17 protein-coding genes and 3 pseudogenes are annotated in these 18,934 nt (G+C 67.1%); 6 read left to right on the top strand and 14 right to left on the bottom strand.

The genetic code is table 11. The annotated features are described in order from the left end of the window. Together G6016_RS09830 and G6016_RS09825 are read right to left on the bottom strand one after the other, a co-directional pair. Positions 1–473: pseudogene (locus G6016_RS09830) on the bottom strand (hypothetical protein); the annotation flags it as partial. Continuing rightward, positions 474–611, bottom strand: coding sequence for a hypothetical protein (locus tag G6016_RS09825; RefSeq protein WP_182632483.1), 138 nt, complete (start codon positions 609–611; stop codon positions 474–476). It lies immediately after the preceding pseudogene. A gap of 129 nt (positions 612–740) precedes the next feature. Here G6016_RS09825 and G6016_RS09820 point away from each other — a divergent pair, with 129 nt between their 5' ends. The 3 genes and pseudogenes from G6016_RS09820 to G6016_RS09810 all read left to right on the top strand — a co-directional run bounded on the left by G6016_RS09820 (position 741) and on the right by G6016_RS09810 (position 1,999). Next, a complete protein-coding gene (locus G6016_RS09820) occupies positions 741–1,070 on the top strand; it encodes a hypothetical protein (protein ID WP_182632482.1) in 330 nt (109 codons plus the stop codon). A 321-nt stretch (positions 1,071–1,391) separates the two neighbouring features. Then, positions 1,392–1,544 (top strand): annotated as a pseudogene (locus G6016_RS09815) (integrase core domain-containing protein); the annotation flags it as partial. 167 nt (positions 1,545–1,711) lie between these two features. Continuing rightward, complete coding sequence (locus tag G6016_RS09810; protein ID WP_182632481.1) at positions 1,712–1,999, top strand: hypothetical protein; 288 nt, start codon at positions 1,712–1,714, stop codon at positions 1,997–1,999. Here the strand turns inward: G6016_RS09810 and G6016_RS09805 are convergent. From G6016_RS09805 to G6016_RS09795, 3 genes are read right to left on the bottom strand one after another with little or no spacing between them, the layout of a single operon-like run. After that, the gene (locus G6016_RS09805; protein ID WP_182632480.1) at positions 1,937–2,926 is read right to left on the bottom strand and encodes a phosphatidate cytidylyltransferase; all 990 of its coding nucleotides are present in this window, start codon (positions 2,924–2,926) and stop codon (positions 1,937–1,939) included. The two genes, G6016_RS09810 and G6016_RS09805, sit on opposite strands and share 63 nt — an antisense overlap. Then, complete coding sequence (locus tag G6016_RS09800; RefSeq protein WP_182632479.1) at positions 2,923–3,630, bottom strand: lysophospholipid acyltransferase family protein; 708 nt, start codon at positions 3,628–3,630, stop codon at positions 2,923–2,925. The genes G6016_RS09805 and G6016_RS09800 overlap by 4 nt, the downstream gene beginning before the upstream one ends. Further along, entirely contained in the window at positions 3,630–4,334 is a 705-nt protein-coding gene (locus G6016_RS09795; RefSeq protein WP_206682301.1) for a CDP-alcohol phosphatidyltransferase family protein, read from the bottom strand. Before G6016_RS09795 ends, G6016_RS09800 begins: the two co-directional genes overlap by 1 nt. A gap of 58 nt (positions 4,335–4,392) precedes the next feature. On the opposite strand from G6016_RS09795, the gene G6016_RS09790 reads away from it, so the two are divergent. Together G6016_RS09790 and G6016_RS09785 are read left to right on the top strand one after the other, a co-directional pair. After that, positions 4,393–4,959, top strand: coding sequence for a hypothetical protein (locus G6016_RS09790; RefSeq protein WP_182632478.1), 567 nt, complete (start codon positions 4,393–4,395; stop codon positions 4,957–4,959). 77 nt (positions 4,960–5,036) lie between these two features. Beyond that, on the top strand, positions 5,037–5,345 hold the full coding sequence (locus G6016_RS09785) for a hypothetical protein (RefSeq protein WP_182632477.1): 309 nt from the start codon (positions 5,037–5,039) through the stop codon (positions 5,343–5,345). Here G6016_RS09785 and G6016_RS09780 read toward each other — a convergent pair. The 7 genes and pseudogenes from G6016_RS09780 to G6016_RS09750 form a co-directional block, all read right to left on the bottom strand. After that, positions 5,333–6,503 (bottom strand): annotated as a pseudogene (locus G6016_RS09780) (IS3 family transposase). The gene G6016_RS09785 and the pseudogene G6016_RS09780 sit on opposite strands and share 13 nt — an antisense overlap. A gap of 60 nt (positions 6,504–6,563) precedes the next feature. After that, entirely contained in the window at positions 6,564–7,799 is a 1,236-nt protein-coding gene (locus G6016_RS09775) for an IS110 family RNA-guided transposase (protein ID WP_241730075.1), read from the bottom strand. Positions 7,800–8,198: 399 nt separating this feature from the next. Continuing rightward, positions 8,199–9,986, bottom strand: coding sequence for a replicative DNA helicase (dnaB, locus tag G6016_RS09770; RefSeq protein ID WP_182632485.1), 1,788 nt, complete (start codon positions 9,984–9,986; stop codon positions 8,199–8,201). Between the two features lie 598 nt (positions 9,987–10,584). Beyond that, complete coding sequence (gene rplI / locus G6016_RS09765) at positions 10,585–11,037, bottom strand: 50S ribosomal protein L9 (RefSeq protein WP_182632484.1); 453 nt, start codon at positions 11,035–11,037, stop codon at positions 10,585–10,587. Positions 11,038–11,146: 109 nt separating this feature from the next. Next, the gene (locus tag G6016_RS09760; RefSeq protein WP_182632476.1) at positions 11,147–11,734 is read right to left on the bottom strand and encodes a single-stranded DNA-binding protein; all 588 of its coding nucleotides are present in this window, start codon (positions 11,732–11,734) and stop codon (positions 11,147–11,149) included. Positions 11,735–11,840: 106 nt separating this feature from the next. Continuing rightward, complete coding sequence (gene rpsF, locus G6016_RS09755; protein WP_182632475.1) at positions 11,841–12,128, bottom strand: 30S ribosomal protein S6; 288 nt, start codon at positions 12,126–12,128, stop codon at positions 11,841–11,843. Between the two features lie 166 nt (positions 12,129–12,294). Continuing rightward, on the bottom strand, positions 12,295–12,564 hold the full coding sequence (locus G6016_RS09750; RefSeq protein ID WP_182632474.1) for a LuxR C-terminal-related transcriptional regulator: 270 nt from the start codon (positions 12,562–12,564) through the stop codon (positions 12,295–12,297). 177 nt (positions 12,565–12,741) lie between these two features. Between G6016_RS09750 and G6016_RS09745 the strand changes: the two genes are divergently transcribed. Then, positions 12,742–16,899: an NACHT and WD repeat domain-containing protein gene (locus G6016_RS09745; protein WP_182632473.1), complete on the top strand. Its 4,158-nt coding sequence runs from the start codon at positions 12,742–12,744 to the stop codon at positions 16,897–16,899. 24 nt (positions 16,900–16,923) lie between these two features. Here the strand turns inward: G6016_RS09745 and G6016_RS09740 are convergent, their stop codons facing one another. Together G6016_RS09740 and G6016_RS09735 are read right to left on the bottom strand one after the other, a co-directional pair. Beyond that, complete coding sequence (locus G6016_RS09740; protein ID WP_182632472.1) at positions 16,924–17,106, bottom strand: hypothetical protein; 183 nt, start codon at positions 17,104–17,106, stop codon at positions 16,924–16,926. Continuing rightward, positions 17,103–18,851: a glycosyltransferase family 87 protein gene (locus tag G6016_RS09735; RefSeq protein WP_338403572.1), complete on the bottom strand. Its 1,749-nt coding sequence runs from the start codon at positions 18,849–18,851 to the stop codon at positions 17,103–17,105. The genes G6016_RS09740 and G6016_RS09735 overlap by 4 nt, the downstream gene beginning before the upstream one ends. Between the last annotated feature and the right edge of the window lie 83 nt (positions 18,852–18,934).

Raw genomic sequence — 18,934 nt, 5'->3', positions numbered from 1 at the left:
GGTGCGGCGAACATCCCGTCCGCCTCGATCTGGCCCTTCTCGCTGGCATCCTCGACGGACATTCCGTCGCCGGTGAAGCCGCCTTCGGCGGCTTTGGTGAGGATCGCGGTGGTGTCGGCTTCGACGTCGGCGGCTGTGGCCAGGATCGCTTGGACTTGGGCGGTGATCTCGGCGCGGGCGGCTTCCTTCGCGGCCTTGGCGGCGGCCGCGGCGGCCGGCCCTCCGAGAGCCGTAGCGACCGCCTCGGCAGTGCCGGTTCCAGGTCCGTCGATCACCGCGCCGTCGTCGGTGATCACCAGGCCGAACCGTGCCGCGTGGTCCCGGGCGTCGTCGAGGGCCCTCTTGAGGGCCTTGACCTGGTCGATCAGACTGGTGACTAGCTCGGTGATCGCGCCGACGGTCGCGGCCCGGTCGGAGATGTCGTCGGACAGCCGCGCGAAGTTCAGCTGCGCGGCGTCGGCGCCCTGGCCCATCTATCCGGGGATCTTCGCCGCGTCCTGCACACTCGTCCCGAGATCCTCGAGGGTGCGTGAGCGGCGGCCGAGCTGATGGGAGAACTCCTCCAGCGCACCGGTATCCCAGGAATCGATCTCCCCCAGGCTCAGTGCCACCTCGCCCCTCCCGCTTCCTCGACGCCGCTGTGGCCGAATGCTAACCGACCTCGACAGCAGGTGGGTGCGTTAACATCCCAGGCGAACAGCCCTCACACACCACATGTCTCGGAGAGGTGAGCACCGAAGTTGGGACTGGAAGTTGACCCCGTTGAGTTGCACTTGTCCGGAGGCATACTCGCAACCGCCGCCGACGACTACGGCCCCGCGCTAGTGGCGACCACCGGCCAGGACTGCGGGCGCGGTTTCCCCGGCACGTCGAGCGCCGCACACGCCGCACTGTCTTCCGCCTGGCAGGAGCAAGACCAGGCTCTGACCGCCGCGCTGCACTCGACCGCCGCACTGCTGCACAAGTCTGCCGAGAACTACGCTGCCACCGACCACACCAACGCCGCCGGCATCCAGAAACACTCGCCCGCCGCCAATCCACCGCCTGACGTCCCGCCGCTCAACCTCTGAAGACACCGCTTCACCAGAACGAGATGGGAGCCTGACCCACTTTCCCGGACACCGGGGGCTCATGAATGTTCGGAATGGCGGGTCAGGCTCTTCGGGCCCTTGACGACCCGTTGCAGTGATCGGGTTGAAGCCAGCACCATGCCAAGGAGATCGGCGATTTCTTCCCATGACTCGCCCGCTTCCCTACGTCGGTTCACGCACGCGGCGCGCAAGGACTGAGCGGTCGCCAGTAGTGCCCAATAGAGTGTGCTGTCCCGGGAGTTTCGGACACCGGATCAGGCGGATCATGGCGGGCACCTCGTCATCCTTGTCCAGCAGGTGTTCGCCACCCGCGCTCGGGCACGGTTCGCTGTCGCCGAGTACATCGAGGTGTTCTACAACCGTCGCAGACCACACTCCAGCATCGGCTACCGCACCCCGGCCCGGGCCTGGAACGATCACGACGCCGCCCAGGACCTATTCCGAGCAGCCTGACAGTTCAGAAATCACCGCGGCACTGTCCATATTCCTTGACACAGCCCAACCGCCTGGAGCGGGGCAACGAGAAACAAGATCGACAACGACGACGACGCGGCCGGGCTCGCGACGTACGCCACCTCCGGAGAACGCAACAGCCCCACCAGAAACCACAGGGAGACGCAGTGACCACCGCTCCGCCACGAGACCAGAACAGCGATAGCAGCGCACGCCGGGCAGGGCTGCATCCGTATTCCCTGGTCCTCCTCGGGGCGCTTGTCGGACTCGTGACCAACGCGGCACTGGACACTCTGCTCGACCTGTCCACGCTGCTGCGCTGGCTCATCGCCGGGGCTCTGGCCGGGCTGGTGGGCTGGGTTCTCGATCTACGACGGGGTGCCGGCCGGGGCTCAGGCGCCGGTGAAGAAGAACCGCACCAGATGGAAGAACACGGGCGCGGAGAAGGCCAGTGAGTCCAGCCGGTCCATGATTCCGCCGTGACCGGGGATCACGCTGTCGAAGTCCTTGATGCCCCGGTCGCGTTTGATCGCGCTCATCACGAGGCCGCCCGCGAAGCCCATGACGCAGGAGACGAACGCCAGTGCCGCGGCCTGCAGCGGGGTGAACGGGGTGATCCACCACAGGGCCGCGCCCAGGGCGGTGGCTGTGAGGACTCCGCCGACAAGACCTTCCCATGTCTTGTTGGGGCTGACCGTCGGCGCGACCGGATGCTTGCCCAGGGTTTTGCCCCAGATGTACTGGAAGACGTCCGAGCCCTGGACCACCAGGAGCAGGAACAGCAGGAGGTGCGCTCCGACGGCGCCGCCGGAGCCGATGGCGGAACCGTCCGCGGCTGCGCGTCCGCTCTCCATGGCCACCGGCAACTGCAGGAGTGCGGGGGCGTAACTGATGGCGTAGACGCACACCATCAGCGCCCATTGGATGCTGGCGGCTCGCTGCAGGAAGTTGTCGGTACTGCCCACCAGGGCGTTGCGCGTCGGCAGGAAGAGGAACGCGTAGACGGGGATGAAGACGGTGAACATCCCGTACCAGTGCTCCCAGAGGAACCAGTAGTGGACCGCCGGGATGATGAACACCAGCCAGACCAGGACCTTGTGGTCACCACGTCCGGTCGGCGAGATGGTGATGAACTCGCGCAGTGCCATGAGGCTCACCAGCAGGAACAGCAGCACCGTGGCGGTCTCGCCCAACGCCAGGGCCACGGCGATCACGCCCGCCATCGGCCACCATGCGGCGACCCGTTGCTTGAGGTTCACCACCAGGGGCGTCTCGCCGAGCTTCCGGCCCAGCAGCCAGGAGACGACAGTGGCGATCACCAGCACTCCCAGCACGCCGGCCATCAGGGCCAGGGCCTTCTCGTCCAGCAGTCCGATGGTCATGCGGTGTCCCCTGGCTCCTCGTCCCCGGAACCGTCCTCGCGCAACGACTCCACCAGCACCTGCCTGGCGCGGTCGAGGAACTCGGCCTTGGGCTCGTCGGCGCCGACGTACAGCGGCGGGTGGAACGTGACCTTGGACAGGTGTGGCACCGGGACCCGCTCGCCCTTGGGCAGGATCCGGCCCAGGTTGGACAGCGCCACCGGCACCACGGGGATCCGGGGGTCGTGCTGCGCCAGCTTGTAGAGCCCCCCGTGGAATTGGGCGATCATCTCGCCGCTGCCCCGCGTGCCCTCCGGGAAGATGATGAGTGAGTCCCCGCCGTCGAGCACCTCGGTCATCCCGGTGATCTGCCCCTTGGGGCTGACGCCGGAGCCACTGTCGCGCCCCTTCGACGTTGATGCCCCGTGACGGTCCACCAGGTACGCGTTAAAGAGCTTCTCCGCCAGGGTTTTCTTGAGGCCGCTCCCCCAGTAGTCCTTGGCGGCGATGGGACGGACCCGCTTCTGCAGGTGCGCCGGGAGCGCCGCCCATAGTGTGACCATGTCGAGGTGGCTGGAATGGTTGGAGTAGAAGATGGCCTGCTGGAGAGGGGCCTGCCCGTCGTCGCCCGAGCGCAGTGCCTCCGGGTTGACCACGCGCGCTCCGCTCACGCCGGTGATCGCGGTGGCCATGCCTCGCCGTGCCACGGTGGAGAACAGGGACATCACCACTCGCCTCCGTCCCGCTCACGCAGGACTGTGCTGATCCGGCCCAATCGCCGCACGCAGGTGACCAGCGACCCCAGCGCGATCAACGCCACGGCCACGAACAGCACCCAGCCCTCGTGCCACGGCAGCCACGGCTCCGGTACCGAGATGAGGCAGGCGATGAGCAGCAGCCACATGCGGTGCGGTTTGGCCAGTGGGCCGTCGAAGAAGTTGTCCGTGCCCAGGGCTGCGCCGAGACTACGGATGTAGGCGGTGAGCACCGCGAGGATCGCGGCACTGAAGCCCAGCACCACGCCCAGGTCGACGCCGCCCACGGTCACCAGGCCGACGGCCGCGATACCCGCGGCGGCAAGGAAGAGGACGTCCGAGATGCGGTCGGGTACCTCGTTGTAGAGGTCGCCGACCGGCGAGTGCATGCCCTTCTCCACCGCCAGCATGCCGTCGAGCATGTTCAGCAGCAGGCGCAAGGGGATGCAGACGGCCGCGATCAGCAGCAGCGCGGCGCGCGCGCCGTGGCCGACGGACGGGGTGGCGACCAGCGCTGCCGCGCCGACGAGCGCGACGAGGGTCGAGCCCACCGAGATCTGGTTGGGGGTCAGCCCGATCGCGGCCATCGCGTCGGCGCCCTTGACCGCCCATCGGCTACTGCGCTGCGAGATTTCCCTGCGTTGGCTGCTCGGGTCCGCCGGTGGCATTGCCACTGTGGACCTCCTCTCGAGTACCCGTCCCGGACAGCGGGCGGCCGATATGGTCTGTGTCATGTTACGAGAGTCCGACCATGCTGTAGCCGGTGCTTGGGGATTCGCCGAGGCCACGTTCTTCTTCGTGGTGCCGGACGTATGGACGACCTGGGTGGCCGTGCGCCGACCGGAGCGTGCGCTCGCCACCTGCGTGAGCGCACTCGCCGGAGCCCTGGCCGGCGGCGTGGTCACCTACCTCTGGGGACAGCGAGTGGACGCCGCCGCGTCAAAGAACGCGCTGGTCAAGGTCCCGGCGATCACCGCCGGCATGGTCGACCAGGTCGAGGCGGACCTGAACGCCAGCGGGCACCTCGCCATGATGAGCGGGCCGGTCCGCGGTGTTCCCTACAAGCTGTACGCCCGCGCATCCGGACTGCAGCGACGGTCACTTGCCGGGTTCCTGGCGTGGAGTGTTCCGGCGCGGATGATCCGGTTCGTGGCCCTGACCCAGGGTTCGGTCTGGCTGACGCAGTTCGTCCGCCGGTACATTCCCCAGATCCCCGAACGCCTCATCACCCTGGGGTTCGTGGTCAGCTGGACGGGCTTCTACGCGTGGTTCGTGCCCACCATGACGCGGCGCAGGTAGAGCGGGCCACATCGACGAGATCATGCGGGTGATGATCGCTTCGTCACAGCTGAGCCGCGCGGCATTACGCTGACGCCATGAGCGCGGCAAAAACCGAGAGCAGCAGTCGCGGCGCCGGCTTCGCTGCGGGCATCGTGCGCGCTGTCGGCGTCGTCACTTCTGCGGTCGTGCTGATGGTGACCCTTGCACTCGCGGCACTCATGGCCGACTGGGTGCCGCTCAGCGATTACAACGTGACCGGCGGGGACCGATTTATTGGACTGATGCTTGCGGGGTGGGCGCTGGCGATCGCCGGATTTGTGTGGCTGGTCGCACTGATAGTGGCTTGGAGGAAACGACCTGGGGCTGATGCACGGTTAGGTGACAGGGTTAGTCACGCGGCCTGAGGGGCCTCGAGGGTCATGATTGTTTCGAATTCGACGGGGGTCAATCTGCCGAGGCGGTCCTGTCGTCTACGGCGGTGGTAGGTCCGTTCGATCCAGTGCACGATCGCGGCCCGGAGCTCGTCTCTGGTGGCCCAGGATCGGCGGTCGAGGACGTTGTTCTGTAGCAGCGAGAAGAAGCTCTCCATGGCCGCGTTGTCCCCACACGCACCGACCCTTCCCATCGACCCGAGCATGCCGTGCCGGGTGATGGCCTTCTGCATTTTCTTCGAACGAAATTGAGATCCTCTATCGCTGTGTAGGATGCAGCCGGCCACGTCCCCTCGCCTGGCGACGGCGCTGTTCAGGGCGGCCACGGCCAGGCGGGACTTCATCCTGGAGTCGATCGAATACCCGACGATGCGGCCCGAATAAACGTCTTTGATGGCGCACAGGTACAGCTTCCCCGCCGCCGTCCAGTGCTCGGTGATGTCGGTGAGCCACAGCTCGTTCGGGCCCACGGCGGTGAAGTCCCGCTCGACGAGATCGTCGTGTACAGGCGGGCCGGCCTTGCGGTGCTTGCCGCGGCCTTTCTTGCTGATGGCACTGGTCCAGCCGCTGACCGAGCAGATCCGCCAGGCGGTGCGCCGGCACATCTTCTCGCCCGCGGTCTCAGCTTCATCGGCGAGGTAGCGGTAGCCGAACTCTGGGTCTTCTCGGTGCGCGTCGAACAGGGCGTTGGCCCGGTACGCCTCGGCGAGTTCGGCATCGGTGACCGGGTTCTTGAGCCATCGGTAGTAGGGCTGACGAGCGATCTTGAGTACCCGCCCGCGCCACCGCGGGTGGGGATGCCGTCAGCGGCGAGCTCGCTCACGAGCGGGTACCACCTTTTCCCGGCAGATTCGCCTGGGACAGGTAGGCAGCAGCTCGGCGCAGAACCTCGTTCTCCTGCTCCAACAGCCGAACGCGGCGCTTGGCCTCGCGCAGTTCCTGGGATGCCGCGGCGGTCGTGCCGGGCTTGATCCCGGCCTCCACGTCGGCCTTGCGAATCCACTTCTGCAACGTCATGGGATGGATACCGAAGTCGGCGGCGATCTGCTCGAGCGTCACACCGTCTTCACGATTCTGGGCGACGCGGACAACGTCGTCGCGGAACTCCTGGGGATAGGGCCCCGCGCACATCAACATCCTTCCAGGCCGCCCCGGCAGGGCAAGCCAGATCAGATGATGCTCCTATGGGTGTCAAGCGGCGGTGAGCCAGGCACGGTAGGCGGTCGCGAGTTCTGCATTGGGTCGCCGTCCTCGTTCGAGTTCGGAGAGCCGGGAAGGCTCGGCTCCGATGCTCTTTGCGGCTCGGACGAGGGTGACGCCGCGTCGGTGCCGCAAGTCCCTGAGGTCATCGGTGGCCAGCACCGGCGCGGGGTGGACGAGCAGGTGAAATGCTTCGCGGGCGATCGCGCGTTTGAGACACCGAAGCACGTCCTTGGTCGACTTCCCGTTCGCGCGCAAGCGAGCTGAGTACTGCTTCGTGCGCTGATCGCTGGACAGACGGACCAGCGCAATCTGGTGCAGAGCCCAGTTCGCCTGTCGGTCTCCGCCACGGTTGAGTCGGAATCGATGTGTTTTTCCCGAGGATGCGGGGATCGGCGAAGCTCCGCACAGCGCGGCGAACGATGCTTCCGATCGCAGCCGCTCCGGGTTTGAGCCCGCGGTAACCAGAAGAGTCGCCGTGGCGATCACGCCATACCCCTTGGTTGCGATCATGGCGGGAGCAGCGGTTGCGACCAGCTCCCGCAAGTCCTCGTCCAGTTCCTCGATCTCCCCGGTCAAGTAGCGGTGGCGGCGCGCGAGTCGCCGAAGCGCATGACCAGTGGCAGCGTCTACCGAGGCGGTGGGAGCGCCGGGCCTGGTAGCCGCAAGTTTGGCGATCGCTTGATGCTCGCTGGATCTGTCCCACTGAGTCTTGATGGCCTCTGAGGCGGTGACCAGCAATGACTTGATCTGGCGGACCACAGCCACTCGGGCTTTGACCGCGCTGCGGCGAACGGTCAACAAGACGCGGATCTGCTCGACGATCCCGTCACCGGTCTTGGCCTGGGGTAAGGACTCTGGTTCGGCTAGTGCCTGTTGCGCGGCAGCGTAGGCGTCGATTGGGTCGGATTTCCCACGTCGACGCTGCGAGCGCCGGGGGCGGATGATCTCCCGGATATCGACGTGGTGCGATCTCAGGTATCGAGCAAGCCCAGCACCATAGGAGCTGGTGCCCTCGATGCCGACTAGTCGGACGTGCCCGAACGATTCGAGGTAGCTCCGCAGCGATTCGTAACCAGCGGTAGTCGTGGGGATCTGTCGATCGCCGAGCTTCCTTCCGGCCATGTCGAGTACTGCAACGTGGTGAGAGTCGGCGTGCGTATCCACTCCGGCAACGACGTCGAGGGCAGCCGCGGACTCAGTGACTTCGACTACGGGTGTTGTCATGATGAGGCTGTGCCTTCCTGGTGAGGGCACATCGGCCAGAGACCGAGCAGACAAGACGTTGACGGGGCTAACCAAGCTCGTATGAAGTCATACTCGCCGCTGGCCGACATGCATCGGGCGGTGCCGTCGCCACCGGCGCGCGGACGGATCAGCTACAAGACAAGCCCAGCGGCCATCAGTCACCTACAGAGTCACACACGCCGGCGACGAGGCACTTCCATTATCAACGTCACCTACTCGTGCATCAGCCCCCTAGGATGCTTTGCTCGCCGTACTCTGCCCGCCTACTCACGGCCCCCCAGGGTCTCCTTCTACCGGGGAGGTGACAGATTCCTGCGAATCGTGTGACACCCCAGTGAGAAACTGACAGATTGTTTGAGAACCGACACCGACAAGCGATCACAGCCCCCGCGCCATATCCACGAAGCGGCTGTAGTGGAGCTGATGCGCCACCGTGATGGTCGAGGTGGGGCCACCGCGGTGCTTGCCCAGGATCAGGTCGGCCTCGCCGGCGCGCGGGTCGTCGCGCTCCGTGGAGTCCGGGCGGTGCAGCAGCATGACGATGTCCGCGTCCTGCTCGAGCGAGCCCGACTCACGAAGGTCGGAGACCTGGGGCCGCTTGTCCGTACGCTGCTCGGGACCACGGTTCAGCTGCGAGATGGCGATCAGTGGCACGTCGATCTCCTTGGCCAGCAGCTTGAGCTGACGTGAGAACTCCGAGACCTCCTGCTGACGCGACTCGACCTTCTTGCCCGAGGACATCAGCTGCAGGTAGTCCACCACGATCAGCCGCAGGTCGTGCTTCTGCTTGAGCCGACGGGCCTTGGCACGGATCTCCATCATCGTGAGGTTTGGCGAATCGTCGATGAACAGCGGCGCCTCGGAGATCTCGCCCATCCGTCGCGCCAGTCGCGTCCAGTCCTCATCGCTCATCGAGCCCGACTTCATGTCCGACAGCTTCACGCGTGCCTCGGCACTCATGAGGCGCATGACGATCTCGGTCTTACTCATCTCCAGTGAGAACATGACCGAGGACAGTCCGTTCTTGATGGAGCAGGACCGCATGATATCCAGGCCGATGGTGGAGTTGTGCGTGGGAATCCCGGTGGGACCGGCCAGGTACAGGTGGTCGGCTGCGGCCACCTCGATGCACCGCACCGGCACACTGTCCGCGGTGCGTACGTCGGTGATGATCCGCGCCAACCGTCCGGTTTCGGGATTCTCGGGCACGAGAATCCCGAAGTCAGACACCAGCATCAGGGTATCGAGCGACTTGGTGGTAACCACCTGGTCGGTTCCACCCATTTCGATGCGCCACTCATGCTCAGCATCGGCAACGATCTCGGTGCCGTCACTGAACCGCACGACAAAACAGGGGCGGTCGTGCCACACCTCCGTCACGCCCGTGACCTTCGTGGGCTTTCCGTCCACGCCGAGAACCTCATCGCCCACGGCGACGTCACCCATAGTGGTCTGCCCTTCAGGCGTGGGCAGGACCGTATCCAACGCGAGCGCCTTACCGACGCCTGGGCGGGCGGCGATGATGATCATCTGCCCGCCGTGCAGGCCGTTGGTAATGGCATCGAGGTCCGCGAAGCCGGTGGGCACGCCCTTGCTGAGCCCACCGGCAGTGTGGATGGCGTCGATCTCGTCCATCGTGGGCTGCAGCAGCTCCTCGATGATCACAAAATCCTCGGTGGTCCGACGCTCTGTCACGTCGAAGATCTCGGCCTGCGCCCGGTCCACCACCTCCGCCACGTCCGCGCCCTCGGAGCCCGAGTAGCCGTACTGCACGATCCGCGTGCCGGCATCGACGAGACGGCGCAGCACGGCCTTTTCCGAGACGATCTGCGCGTAGTAGCCGGCGTTCGCCGCCGTGGGCACGGTGGAGATGAGCGTGTGGAGGTACGGAGCGCCCCCGGCACGACGGAGATCCCCCCGGCGGTCCAACTCAGCCGCAACGGTCACCGCATCGGCGGGCTCGCCACGAGCGTAGAGATCCAGGATGACGTCGTAGATCGCCTGGTGCGCTGGCTTGTAGAAGTCGTTCGGCTGAATCTCCTCCACGACATCAGCGATGGCGTCCTTACTCAGCAGCATTCCGCCGAGCACAGATTGCTCCGCGGTGAGGTCCTGGGGCGGCGTCCGGCCGAACTCGCCGCCCCCGCCGTCCTCGGGAGGTGGCATATCGCCGGGATCGTCGAATCCCCCCTGCGTCATGACCGCTCCTCTCCGCTGTAGTGGTGATGTTCACGCTGTATAGTGTCGCGTCCGTCGCGCCCGACGCCCGCCGGGGTCGCCTGCTGGACCTCTCCACTGTAGGTCACCGCGACGACACCTCCGCCGGTGAACCCCCTGAGTTATCCACAGGGTTGTCCACAATCGCGGGTGCGTGGTTGTGGAGAACTGTGGATGCTTGTGAGTTATGCAGGCGTGATCCGGCTCCAACTGTGAATAAACGGTGGAAATCCCAGGTCATTCGGCATAAACCTGCAGGTCACCCCTATCGATGCAGGTAGAGCGCTCGGTGGATTACTGCCGTTACCACGTCAAGATTGGGTACACAATGGGTAACGAAAGATGAACCCGAGCAATCGTCCAATCGTCGAGAACCTAGCTTTCCTACCGAGTTATCCACAGGCCGTCCACACAACCTGCCCTAGCGCAGATCGTCCCGCTGAGCCGGTGAATAACCAGGTACTCGGCCGCCAATGCGCCGGACAAAAGCGAGGGCCCCGGCCGTCGTGATGACGGGCGGGACCCTCGCAGGCCTGGTCCGGGTGGGTCAGGCGGGGACGACCTCGACCGCGACACGCGCGGTGGTGTCGTGACCCAGGTCGACGACGACGCTGTGCGAGCCGGTCGACTTGATGTGCTCCTTGGGCATCTGCACGTTGCGCTTGTCGAGCGCGGGGCCGCCGGCGGCCTTCACGGCCGACGTGACGTCGCCCGCGGTGACCGAGCCGAACAGCTTGCCGGTGTCAGAGGTCTTGACCGCGACCTTGACGTCGGCCAGCGACTCGAGCTTCTGCTTCAGCTCATTGGCGTGGTCCGAGTCGCGCACCTCACGAGCCTCCTGGGCCCGCTTGATGGACTCGATCTGGCGCTCGGCGCCCGGGGTGGCCACAATCGCCAGCCCGCGCGGGAGCAGGAAGTTACGTCCGTATCCGCCCTTGACCTCGACGATGTCGCCCGGTGCACCGAGCTTGTCGACGTCGGCGGTGAGGATCAGCTTCATGATCCGTCTACCTTTCTTTCCTCCGACGAGCCGACCGGGGCCGGGTTGTCGCGAGGTCATGTCTCATGCTTATGGGGTGGGGCGGTATGCCCCGGGGATTCGACCCGAACTAGAACGGGGGCTCGTCTTCCATGCCACCGAAACCGCCGGATCCGCCGGCCTGCGGGGCGCTGCCCCACGGGTCGTCGTTCTGCGGACGACCCTGGCCTCCGCCGTAGCCGCCCTGCTGTGGCTGGCCTCCACCGAAACCACCCTGCGGCTGACCGCCGCCCTGGAAACCGCCACCCTGGCCGCCTCCGCCCTGGAAACCGCCGCCCTGCCCGCCTTCGCGGGGAGTGCGGGTCACCTTGGCGGTGGCGTACTTCAGCGACGGACCGACCTCGTCGACCTCGACCTCGTACACGGTGCGCTTCTCGCCCTCGCGGGTCTCGTACGACCGCTGCCGGAGCCGGCCGTTGACGATGACCCGCATGCCCTTCTGCAGCGACTCCGCGACGTTCTCCGCCGCCTGACGCCAGACATTGCAGGTGAGGAACAGGCCTTCGCCGTCCTCCCACTGGTTGGTCTGCGAATTGAAACGACGCGGCGTCGAGGCGATACGGAAGTTCGCCACCGCGGCACCCGACGGCGTAAACCGCAGTTCAGGATCCGCGACGATGTTTCCTACCACTGTGATGGGTGTATCGCCCTGTGCCATGCGCTTCTCCTCCGTGCATGAAGACCTGCGTGTGCAGTCGTGAGGTGGATGGTGATCGAAGCCGACCGACCGCGCCCAGATTACCGGGCTGGTCGGACAGACAGCATCACTTGTCGGCGCGCAGCACCTTGGTGCGGAGCACGTTCTCGTTCAGTCCGAGCTGACGATCCAGCTCCTTGACCGCGTCCGGGTTCGACTTGAGCTGCACGACGGCGTAGATGCCCTCGGTCTGCTTGTTGATCTCGTAGGCGAAGCGGCGCTTGCCCCAGACATCGACCTTGTCGACCGAACCGCCCTCTTGCCGGATCACGTTCAGGAACGTATCCAGCGACGGCGCCACGGTGCGCTCGTCGAGACTCGGATCGAGGATGACCATTACTTCGTATTGACGCACGGGACCTCATCACCTCCTGTGGACTACAGATATCGGCCACGGTGTCTCCGTGGCAGGAGGGTCGTTGCGTCAGCAACCGTTCAAGGCTACCCCGTCCGGTACCGGCCGACGAAATCCCACCTTCGGGCACACGTACCGATCACTGCCTGCACAGACGGCAACCGGGCTAGAGATCGTCGAGCCGGATGTACCCGTCCTCGAGGGCGCGCAGCAGCAGCCGCACCTTGGTCCGTGCCGGCCGACCCACCGCCGCGTACTTCGAGCGCACCCTCTGGATGTAGGTACTGACCGTGGAGTCCGCCAGGAACAACCGTTCCGTGACCTCTTTCTTGCTGTCGGACGCCAACCACGCGATCAGCACCTCGACCTCGCGGGCGCTGAGATCGGGCCGTTCGCAGCGTCCGATGTCGTGTGGTGCGGACAGTATCGCGGCCATGTGATCCTCCATCAGATTAGAACCACCTAATGATCAACTTTTAATCACGACGTGTCGACACCTACCCCAATTGTCCATACATGTCCGTACGGATACGTCGTCCGTTCGCATGAAATCCCAGGCCAAAGAAACGTTAGACGCCCCGTACGGGCCATATCGAGCCGTACGATCCACCCTGTGACCATTTCTGAGAATGACGGATTGAGTCCGGAATCTGAGTCAGTTCTCTCTCAGGTTCGTACTCGCGAGGAATTCGGCGCCGCACTGACCGAGCTCCGGATCGAGGCCGGGCTCTCGGTCCGCGATGTGGTCCGGCTGGTGCCGTCGCTGTCACTCGGAACGGCCTCGGGGTGGTTCTCGGGACAGCACGTGCCCACCCGCTCGAGCGAGAAGACGGTCATCGACGTCCTCACCCTCCTCGGTGCGGCAGACAACACGGCCGAGTGGTTGTCCGTCGTGGAGCGGGTCCGGGCGCGTCCGGGCCCGCGTCGCCCCGCGCGCCGATCAAGGACGGCGCCGCCAACCGGGCCGGCGGCCCACACCGGTCCTGACGAGACCAACGGCACCGCGCCGTCCTCGTCACGGTTCGCCGGCCGCGAGTCCGCGCCGCGAAACGAGGCCGATCTCCCCGGTGCCGACCCCCTACTCCCCGTCGCACCGGGTCGGGCCGCCACGACCCCCGGGCCGGCCGGGAACACGAACGGGCCTGCCGGTCACACCGAGGGCCTCTCCAACGGCGTCCCCGATCCCGACATCGACAGTCCGTATGTGGGTCTGCGCCCGTACCTGACCTCGGAGGCCGGGCTGTTCCACGGCCGCTCCGCCGAGGTGGAGTCGATCATCGAGCGACTGTCGGCGCCCCGGACCCGGCCGCTCGTGGTGGTGGGCGCATCCGGAGCGGGCAAGTCCTCGTTGCTCGCGGCGGGCGTCGCGCCCAGGTGGTCGGCGGACGGGACACCAGTCACGATCCTGCGCCCCGACGATCTCACCGACGCCCACACGTCCGTCCCTGGTCTGCTGGTCGTGGACCAGTTGGAGGAATTGTGGGCGGACGGGGTCGACCGGCTCCGCAGGGCCAGGCTCCTCAGTCAGCTGGGCCGCCGCACCGCGGCGGGTTTGGCCACCGTGGTGGCCCTGCGCGCGGACTTTTTCCAGGCGGCGCTCGCCGAACCGATGCTCCGCGCGGCCGTCGACGACCAGGTCGTGATCGGCACCCCGGACCGGGACGCGCTGGCGGAGATCATCATCGAGCCCGCCCGCTCGCTGGGCTACACGGTCGAGCCGTCGCTGGTCACGCTCTTGCTGGACGCGGTCGCCCCGCCCGATCCGGGCGCTGACGAGCGTTCCCTCCTGCCACTGCTGTCCTATGTCCTCCTGGTCTGCTGGGAACGTAGCCGGAGGCGCCGCATCACGGTGGCCGACTACTTCGAGGCCGGCGGGATCGAGGGTGTGGTCCGCGATTCGGCGGAGACGATCTACCTGAGCCTGGGGCGGGACGGCCAGCTGGCGTGCCGGTCGCTGTTCCTGCAGATGGTCGACGTCAGTTCCGCCCGCACGGTCCGCCGCCACGCGCCGCTGGCGGAGATGCCGGAGGGGTTGCTCGTCGTCGCCACCTACTTCGCCCGCGCGGGCCTGCTGACCCTCGACGGCACCACGGTCTCCCCCACCCACGAGGTCCTCTTCTCGTCGTGGCCGCGCCTGGTGGGCTGGATCGACGCCGACAGGGAGGGGCTCCGTGTCCTCGCGCGCCTGCGGTCCGACGCCGCGGACTGGGAGGCCTCCGGCAGGGACGACGCCGCGCTCCCCACGGCCTCCGCCACGGCCGACTACCTGCGGTGGAGCGGGGCCAGACGCCTCGACGACGATCAAGAGATCTTTGACGACGACGACAACGGCAGCAACTCCGCACTCGCAGGCACCCACCGCGAAGACGTCCCGATCGACTCCCCGGAGTCCATCGACCCGAACGTGGACGCCTCCCCGCCAGGCCTTCCCTTGACTCCCTCGGAGTGTCAGTTCCTGCGCGCCGCGCGCGACCACCACGAGGGCGTCGCGCGCCGGGACCGGTTCCGCATCCGGACCCTGACAGCTCTGGCGGCGTCGCTGGCCGTGGTCACCATTCTGGCTCTGGTGGCCAGTGTGCTGGCACTGCTCGCCACCGACGACGCGCGGGAGACCCGCGACATCGCGTTGTCGCGGTCGGGGGCCGTCTCGTCCACCACCGCCCTCACCGCGGACCCCGCGCTGGGGCGGGCGCTCGCCCTGGCCGCGTACCGCATCCACCCCACCACCCAGGCGCGGTCCGCGCTGCTCAACACCAGCCGCACCGATATCCCGCTGCGGTTCGAGGCCGCGGCCGGCACCGGTCGGGTCGAGCCGCTGAGCGGGACGGAGTGGTTCGCCTCCGTCTCCTCCGATGGCGTCCTGCGACTGTTCCGCGATCAGGATCCGGCCGCCGGCGCCGAGCTGACCCTGGGTACCGGCGAGCGCCACGAGCTGTACGGTGCCGATCTGGCACCGAGCGGGTCGGTGCTCGCGGCCGTGGGCCAGGGCGGGGTCTACCTGATCGACGTCCGCGACCCATCCGCGCCCGTGGCTCTGGCCACGCTGGGTGACGGCGCGGGTCCGTTCCACTCGGTGGCCTTCTCCCCCGACGGCTCGACGCTCGCCGCGGGCAACGGTGACGGCCATGTGCTGCGGTGGTCGCTGTCGCCCCGCAACGGATTAACCCTGCCCACCGACGAGACTCCCGTCATCGCGCGCCCTGACCCGGGTGGCGAGCCCGGCAAGTCGGTCGAGGCTCTCGCGTGGCTGCCGGATTCGAGCACCCTGCTGGTGGCCAACCGCACCCTCGGGGTCAAGACGCTCCTGGACGCCGGGGCGCGCGGGGAGGCGGAGCGCGGTCCCACGCTGAGCACCGGCGAGACCGCGGTCCCGCTGGCGTTGGACGTCTCGCGGGACGGGAAGGTCATCGCGGCCGGGACGACCGGGCGCGCGGTGCACCGGTGGAAGGTCGACGACGACACCACCGCGGACGCCGCCGACACGATGTCGGACGCCGAGCCGCTCACCCGCCTGGACGGCTGGAACGCCTACGTCAGCGATGTCGATTTCAACGACGAGGGAATGCTTGCCGCCGCCGGCTCGGACGAGCGACTGCGCGTGTACGACGAGGACGGCGCACTTCTGAGCGAGATGCCGGCGTCGCAGGTGGCGACGGGCATCCGGTTCACAGACGAGAACCACCTGGTCACCTACTCGGTTGATGGTCTGGTCCGGTACTGGCAGCTCGATCGGCTCGGTGCGGCGTCGGAGTCCAACTCGATTTTCCAGACCGCCTCCTCTGCTGACCGGGCGACCGGGGTTCTGGGCGTGACCGCGTCGGAGCTGCACTACACGATCGTCGACACCTCGGGCTCGATCCCCCGCGAGACCGGGCGGGTCGTCCCCGATTCCGGCACCCGGTTCTCCGGCTCGGTGGCCATGTCCCCGGACGGCCGAGTCGTGTACGCCGGTCTGGCCGACGGCGGCATCCAGGTGTTCACCGCTCCGTTCGGTCCGGCCACCGAGTCCGCCGCGAGCATGCCGGTGGTCTCCGGCGTGGTGGTGGCGTCGCCTCTGAGTCCGGACGGCCGCACGCTCGCGGTGTGCAGCGACATCGCCACGGAGGTGGGGATTATCGACGTCTCGTCCCCGACCCGCCCCCGCCTGCTCGACACGGTGTCCCTGCCCGACCCGTGCGTGGTCGCCGAGTTCTCCGCCGACTCGCAACATCTCGTGGTGCCGACGCTAGGGCCGGAGACCGTCATCATCGACACCTCCGAACCAGAGAATTCGTCGGTGGCGCATCGCCTGACCACCGGAATCGGCGCCTCCCCGTCCGCCGGGTACGCACACCACTCGCCGTTGCTCGCGACGTCCGGGGGCGATGAGACGATCCGGATCTGGAACGTCGAGGACCAGACGGCTCCGGTCGAGCTGGCCTCTCTGCCGGCGCCGCCCGGCGAGATCTACTGGACCGCGTTTTCCGCTGACGACGCTCGGCTGCTCATCACCTCGAGCAACGGGCAGGTCACGGTTGTCGACGTCAGCGATCCCACCGCACCGGAGCGGTGGGCCGTGCTCGGCGCCACCACCGATCCGCTGCTCTACCAGGGACGCAGCGCCTCACCGGACGGTCAGTTGCTGGCCGTGGGCGTGGAGGGCGCGATGTGGATGTGGGAACTCGAACCGGATGATGTGGAGGACGAGACCTGCGCGGGCGGCCTCCAGCTCACGCCGGAGGAGTGGGTGCGCTACTTCCCCGACACCGAGCCGTTCGACCTCTGCGAGTAGGCCGCACGTCCTGCGGGGGGGTGGTCAGATTGCCGTGGTCAGGGCCTGCGTCACCGGGATGACGGTGAGGAACACGAATGCGGCGACGGTCCAGCCGATCCACACGGGCGTTCGCCAGCCCGCCCGGTACCCGCCGGCGGCGGTGACCATGCAGATGAACCCGATGAGGATGAAGACGAACATCCAGATCATTTCGCTTGTAGTCATCGGGTGGGGTTCTCCTCATGGTCGGCGACATAGTCGAGTGGACCGTCGTCGTTGTCGATAGCCGCCGCACCTGTGGCGGTCGGCGTAGCTGCGGCCGGGGCATCGGCCGGCCCGGCACCGGCGGGCGGGGCGGTGGCACTTTCGCGCGCATCTCCGTCGCGCGCAGCCCCGTCACGCGCAGCCCTGTCGCGTGCATCCCTGTCGCGTGCATCCCCGCTCGCGTCCCGGCGGCGGGCCAAACCGGTCACCAGGGGTTCGCGCGGGTCGGCCAGGACTCCGGCGAGCGGGTCCGTCCCGGCGGGGTCACCGGCGTGGCTGCGGCGCACCATGTCGAGATCGGGCCGGTAGATCTCCACGATCACCACCACGCAGACCGCCACCACGAGCAGGTTCCTCGCCAGAACGAGCACATGGAACAGTTCGGGATCGATGCCCTTGTTGGCGACCCCGTGGAAGTACGACATGTGGGCGATCCACAGCAGCGCATCGAACGCCATCCACGGCAACAGCACCTTCACCCGCGGCACCGCCAGCACCGCCAGCGGGACCAGCCACAGTGAGTACTGGGGGCTCCACACCTTGTTGGTGAGAAGGAAGATCGCCACGATGAGGAACGCCAGTTGCGCGATGCGCGGGGTGGTGGCGGCCGTCAAGCCGATCACCAGAACGGCCACGCAGCCCAGCGCGAACAGCACCAGCGACACCATGTTCAGGGTGGCGGGGGCCTCCCCGGCCGCGCGGCCGGCATCGAATCCGGCCCATCCGGTCAGGACCTGGATCGCCGCGTAGATGCTCTCGGGGTTCGCGGGTCGGTCCGAGTTGAGGCGGAAGAATTCACGCCAGCCGGTCGGGAATCCGATCATGATCGGCAGGTTGACCACCAGCCAGGCGATAACCGCCGCAGCAACCGATTTTCCGAGCTCGACGAATCGTCGTCGTCGTATCGCCACTACCAACAGGGCACCGACCAGGAACAGTGGATATAGCTTGGCGGCGACGCCGAGCCCTAGGACCACGCCGGCCCATACGGGACGGCGGCGTGCCCACAGCAGCAGGGCGACCGAGGCGAAGGCGATCGCCAGGAGGTCGTAGTTGGTGAAGGCCTGGAAGATCACCAACGGACTGGCCGCCATGAGCAGGGTGTCCCACGGTCTGCGGCCGGCGGAGCGGTAGGTGGCCCACACCGCGACCATCCACAAGATGGCCAGCAGCACCGCCCCCAGCACGAAGTACTTGACCACTTCTATCGGCCCGCCGGGGAAGACCGCCTGCCACGCCTGCGCGCCCTGCGCGGTGACGTACTGGAACATCCCGGACAGCACCGGGTACTCCATGAAGCGTTCCTCGCCGGTCTCGGTGGTCCACGAGTACTTGTAGGGGAACGCCCCCTTGCTGAGACCTTCGATCGAGTACAGCGGCAGCGGATCGGCGTAGCAGGCCTTGTAGTACTGCCGACCGTCCCAGAGCAGCCCGGGCTGCGACCCGTCGGTGGGGTGTGTGGTCTCGAGGCAACCCGCCTTGGAGAAGAAGCCGAACGCCAGGAAGATCACGGCGAACAACATGATCACCCGCAGGGGCGTCCAGAACCGCTGGCGGCCGACCGCGGCGTGCCGTCCGACGGGGCCGCCCCAGGCGTCGAGAACTGCGGCCGCCGGCCCGTCGCCCGGACGGACCCGCTCCTGCGGGGACAGCGATCTCAGGTCCTCGTCGAGCGGCAGCGGGGAGAGGCGACCGTTGCTCAGCACGGCCACACTCTAGTCCACGTCGGGGTCACTGGTCTGGGCCCATACCGCGGCCCGGCCGGGAGAGTGGGAGTTACGCCCCACCG

Origin of the sequence: Dietzia aerolata (assembly GCF_014144865.1) — a bacterium.
In the GTDB taxonomy this organism is placed as follows: domain Bacteria; phylum Actinomycetota; class Actinomycetes; order Mycobacteriales; family Mycobacteriaceae; genus Dietzia; species Dietzia aerolata.
Note: the sequence above shows the minus strand (reverse complement) of the source record. Positions and strands in the feature narration are given on the sequence as shown.

What these genes read in the sequence shown, in the direction of transcription:
- G6016_RS09750 (WP_182632474.1), bottom strand. Translation starts at nt 12,564, where the DNA reads ATGGCCGCGATACTGTCCGCACCACACGACATCGGACGCTGCGAACGG.
- G6016_RS09800 (WP_182632479.1), bottom strand. Translation starts at nt 3,630, where the DNA reads ATGTCCCTGTTCTCCACCGTGGCACGGCGAGGCATGGCCACCGCGATC.
- G6016_RS09775 (WP_241730075.1), bottom strand. Translation starts at nt 7,799, where the DNA reads ATGACAACACCCGTAGTCGAAGTCACTGAGTCCGCGGCTGCCCTCGAC.
- G6016_RS09740 (WP_182632472.1), bottom strand. Translation starts at nt 17,106, where the DNA reads ATGACTACAAGCGAAATGATCTGGATGTTCGTCTTCATCCTCATCGGG.
- G6016_RS09785 (WP_182632477.1), top strand. Translation starts at nt 5,037, where the DNA reads ATGAGCGCGGCAAAAACCGAGAGCAGCAGTCGCGGCGCCGGCTTCGCT.
- G6016_RS09790 (WP_182632478.1), top strand. Translation starts at nt 4,393, where the DNA reads ATGTTACGAGAGTCCGACCATGCTGTAGCCGGTGCTTGGGGATTCGCC.
- dnaB (WP_182632485.1), bottom strand. Translation starts at nt 9,986, where the DNA reads ATGCCACCTCCCGAGGACGGCGGGGGCGGCGAGTTCGGCCGGACGCCG.
- G6016_RS09760 (WP_182632476.1), bottom strand. Translation starts at nt 11,734, where the DNA reads ATGGCACAGGGCGATACACCCATCACAGTGGTAGGAAACATCGTCGCG.
- G6016_RS09805 (WP_182632480.1), bottom strand. Translation starts at nt 2,926, where the DNA reads ATGACCATCGGACTGCTGGACGAGAAGGCCCTGGCCCTGATGGCCGGC.
- rplI (WP_182632484.1), bottom strand. Translation starts at nt 11,037, where the DNA reads ATGAAGCTGATCCTCACCGCCGACGTCGACAAGCTCGGTGCACCGGGC.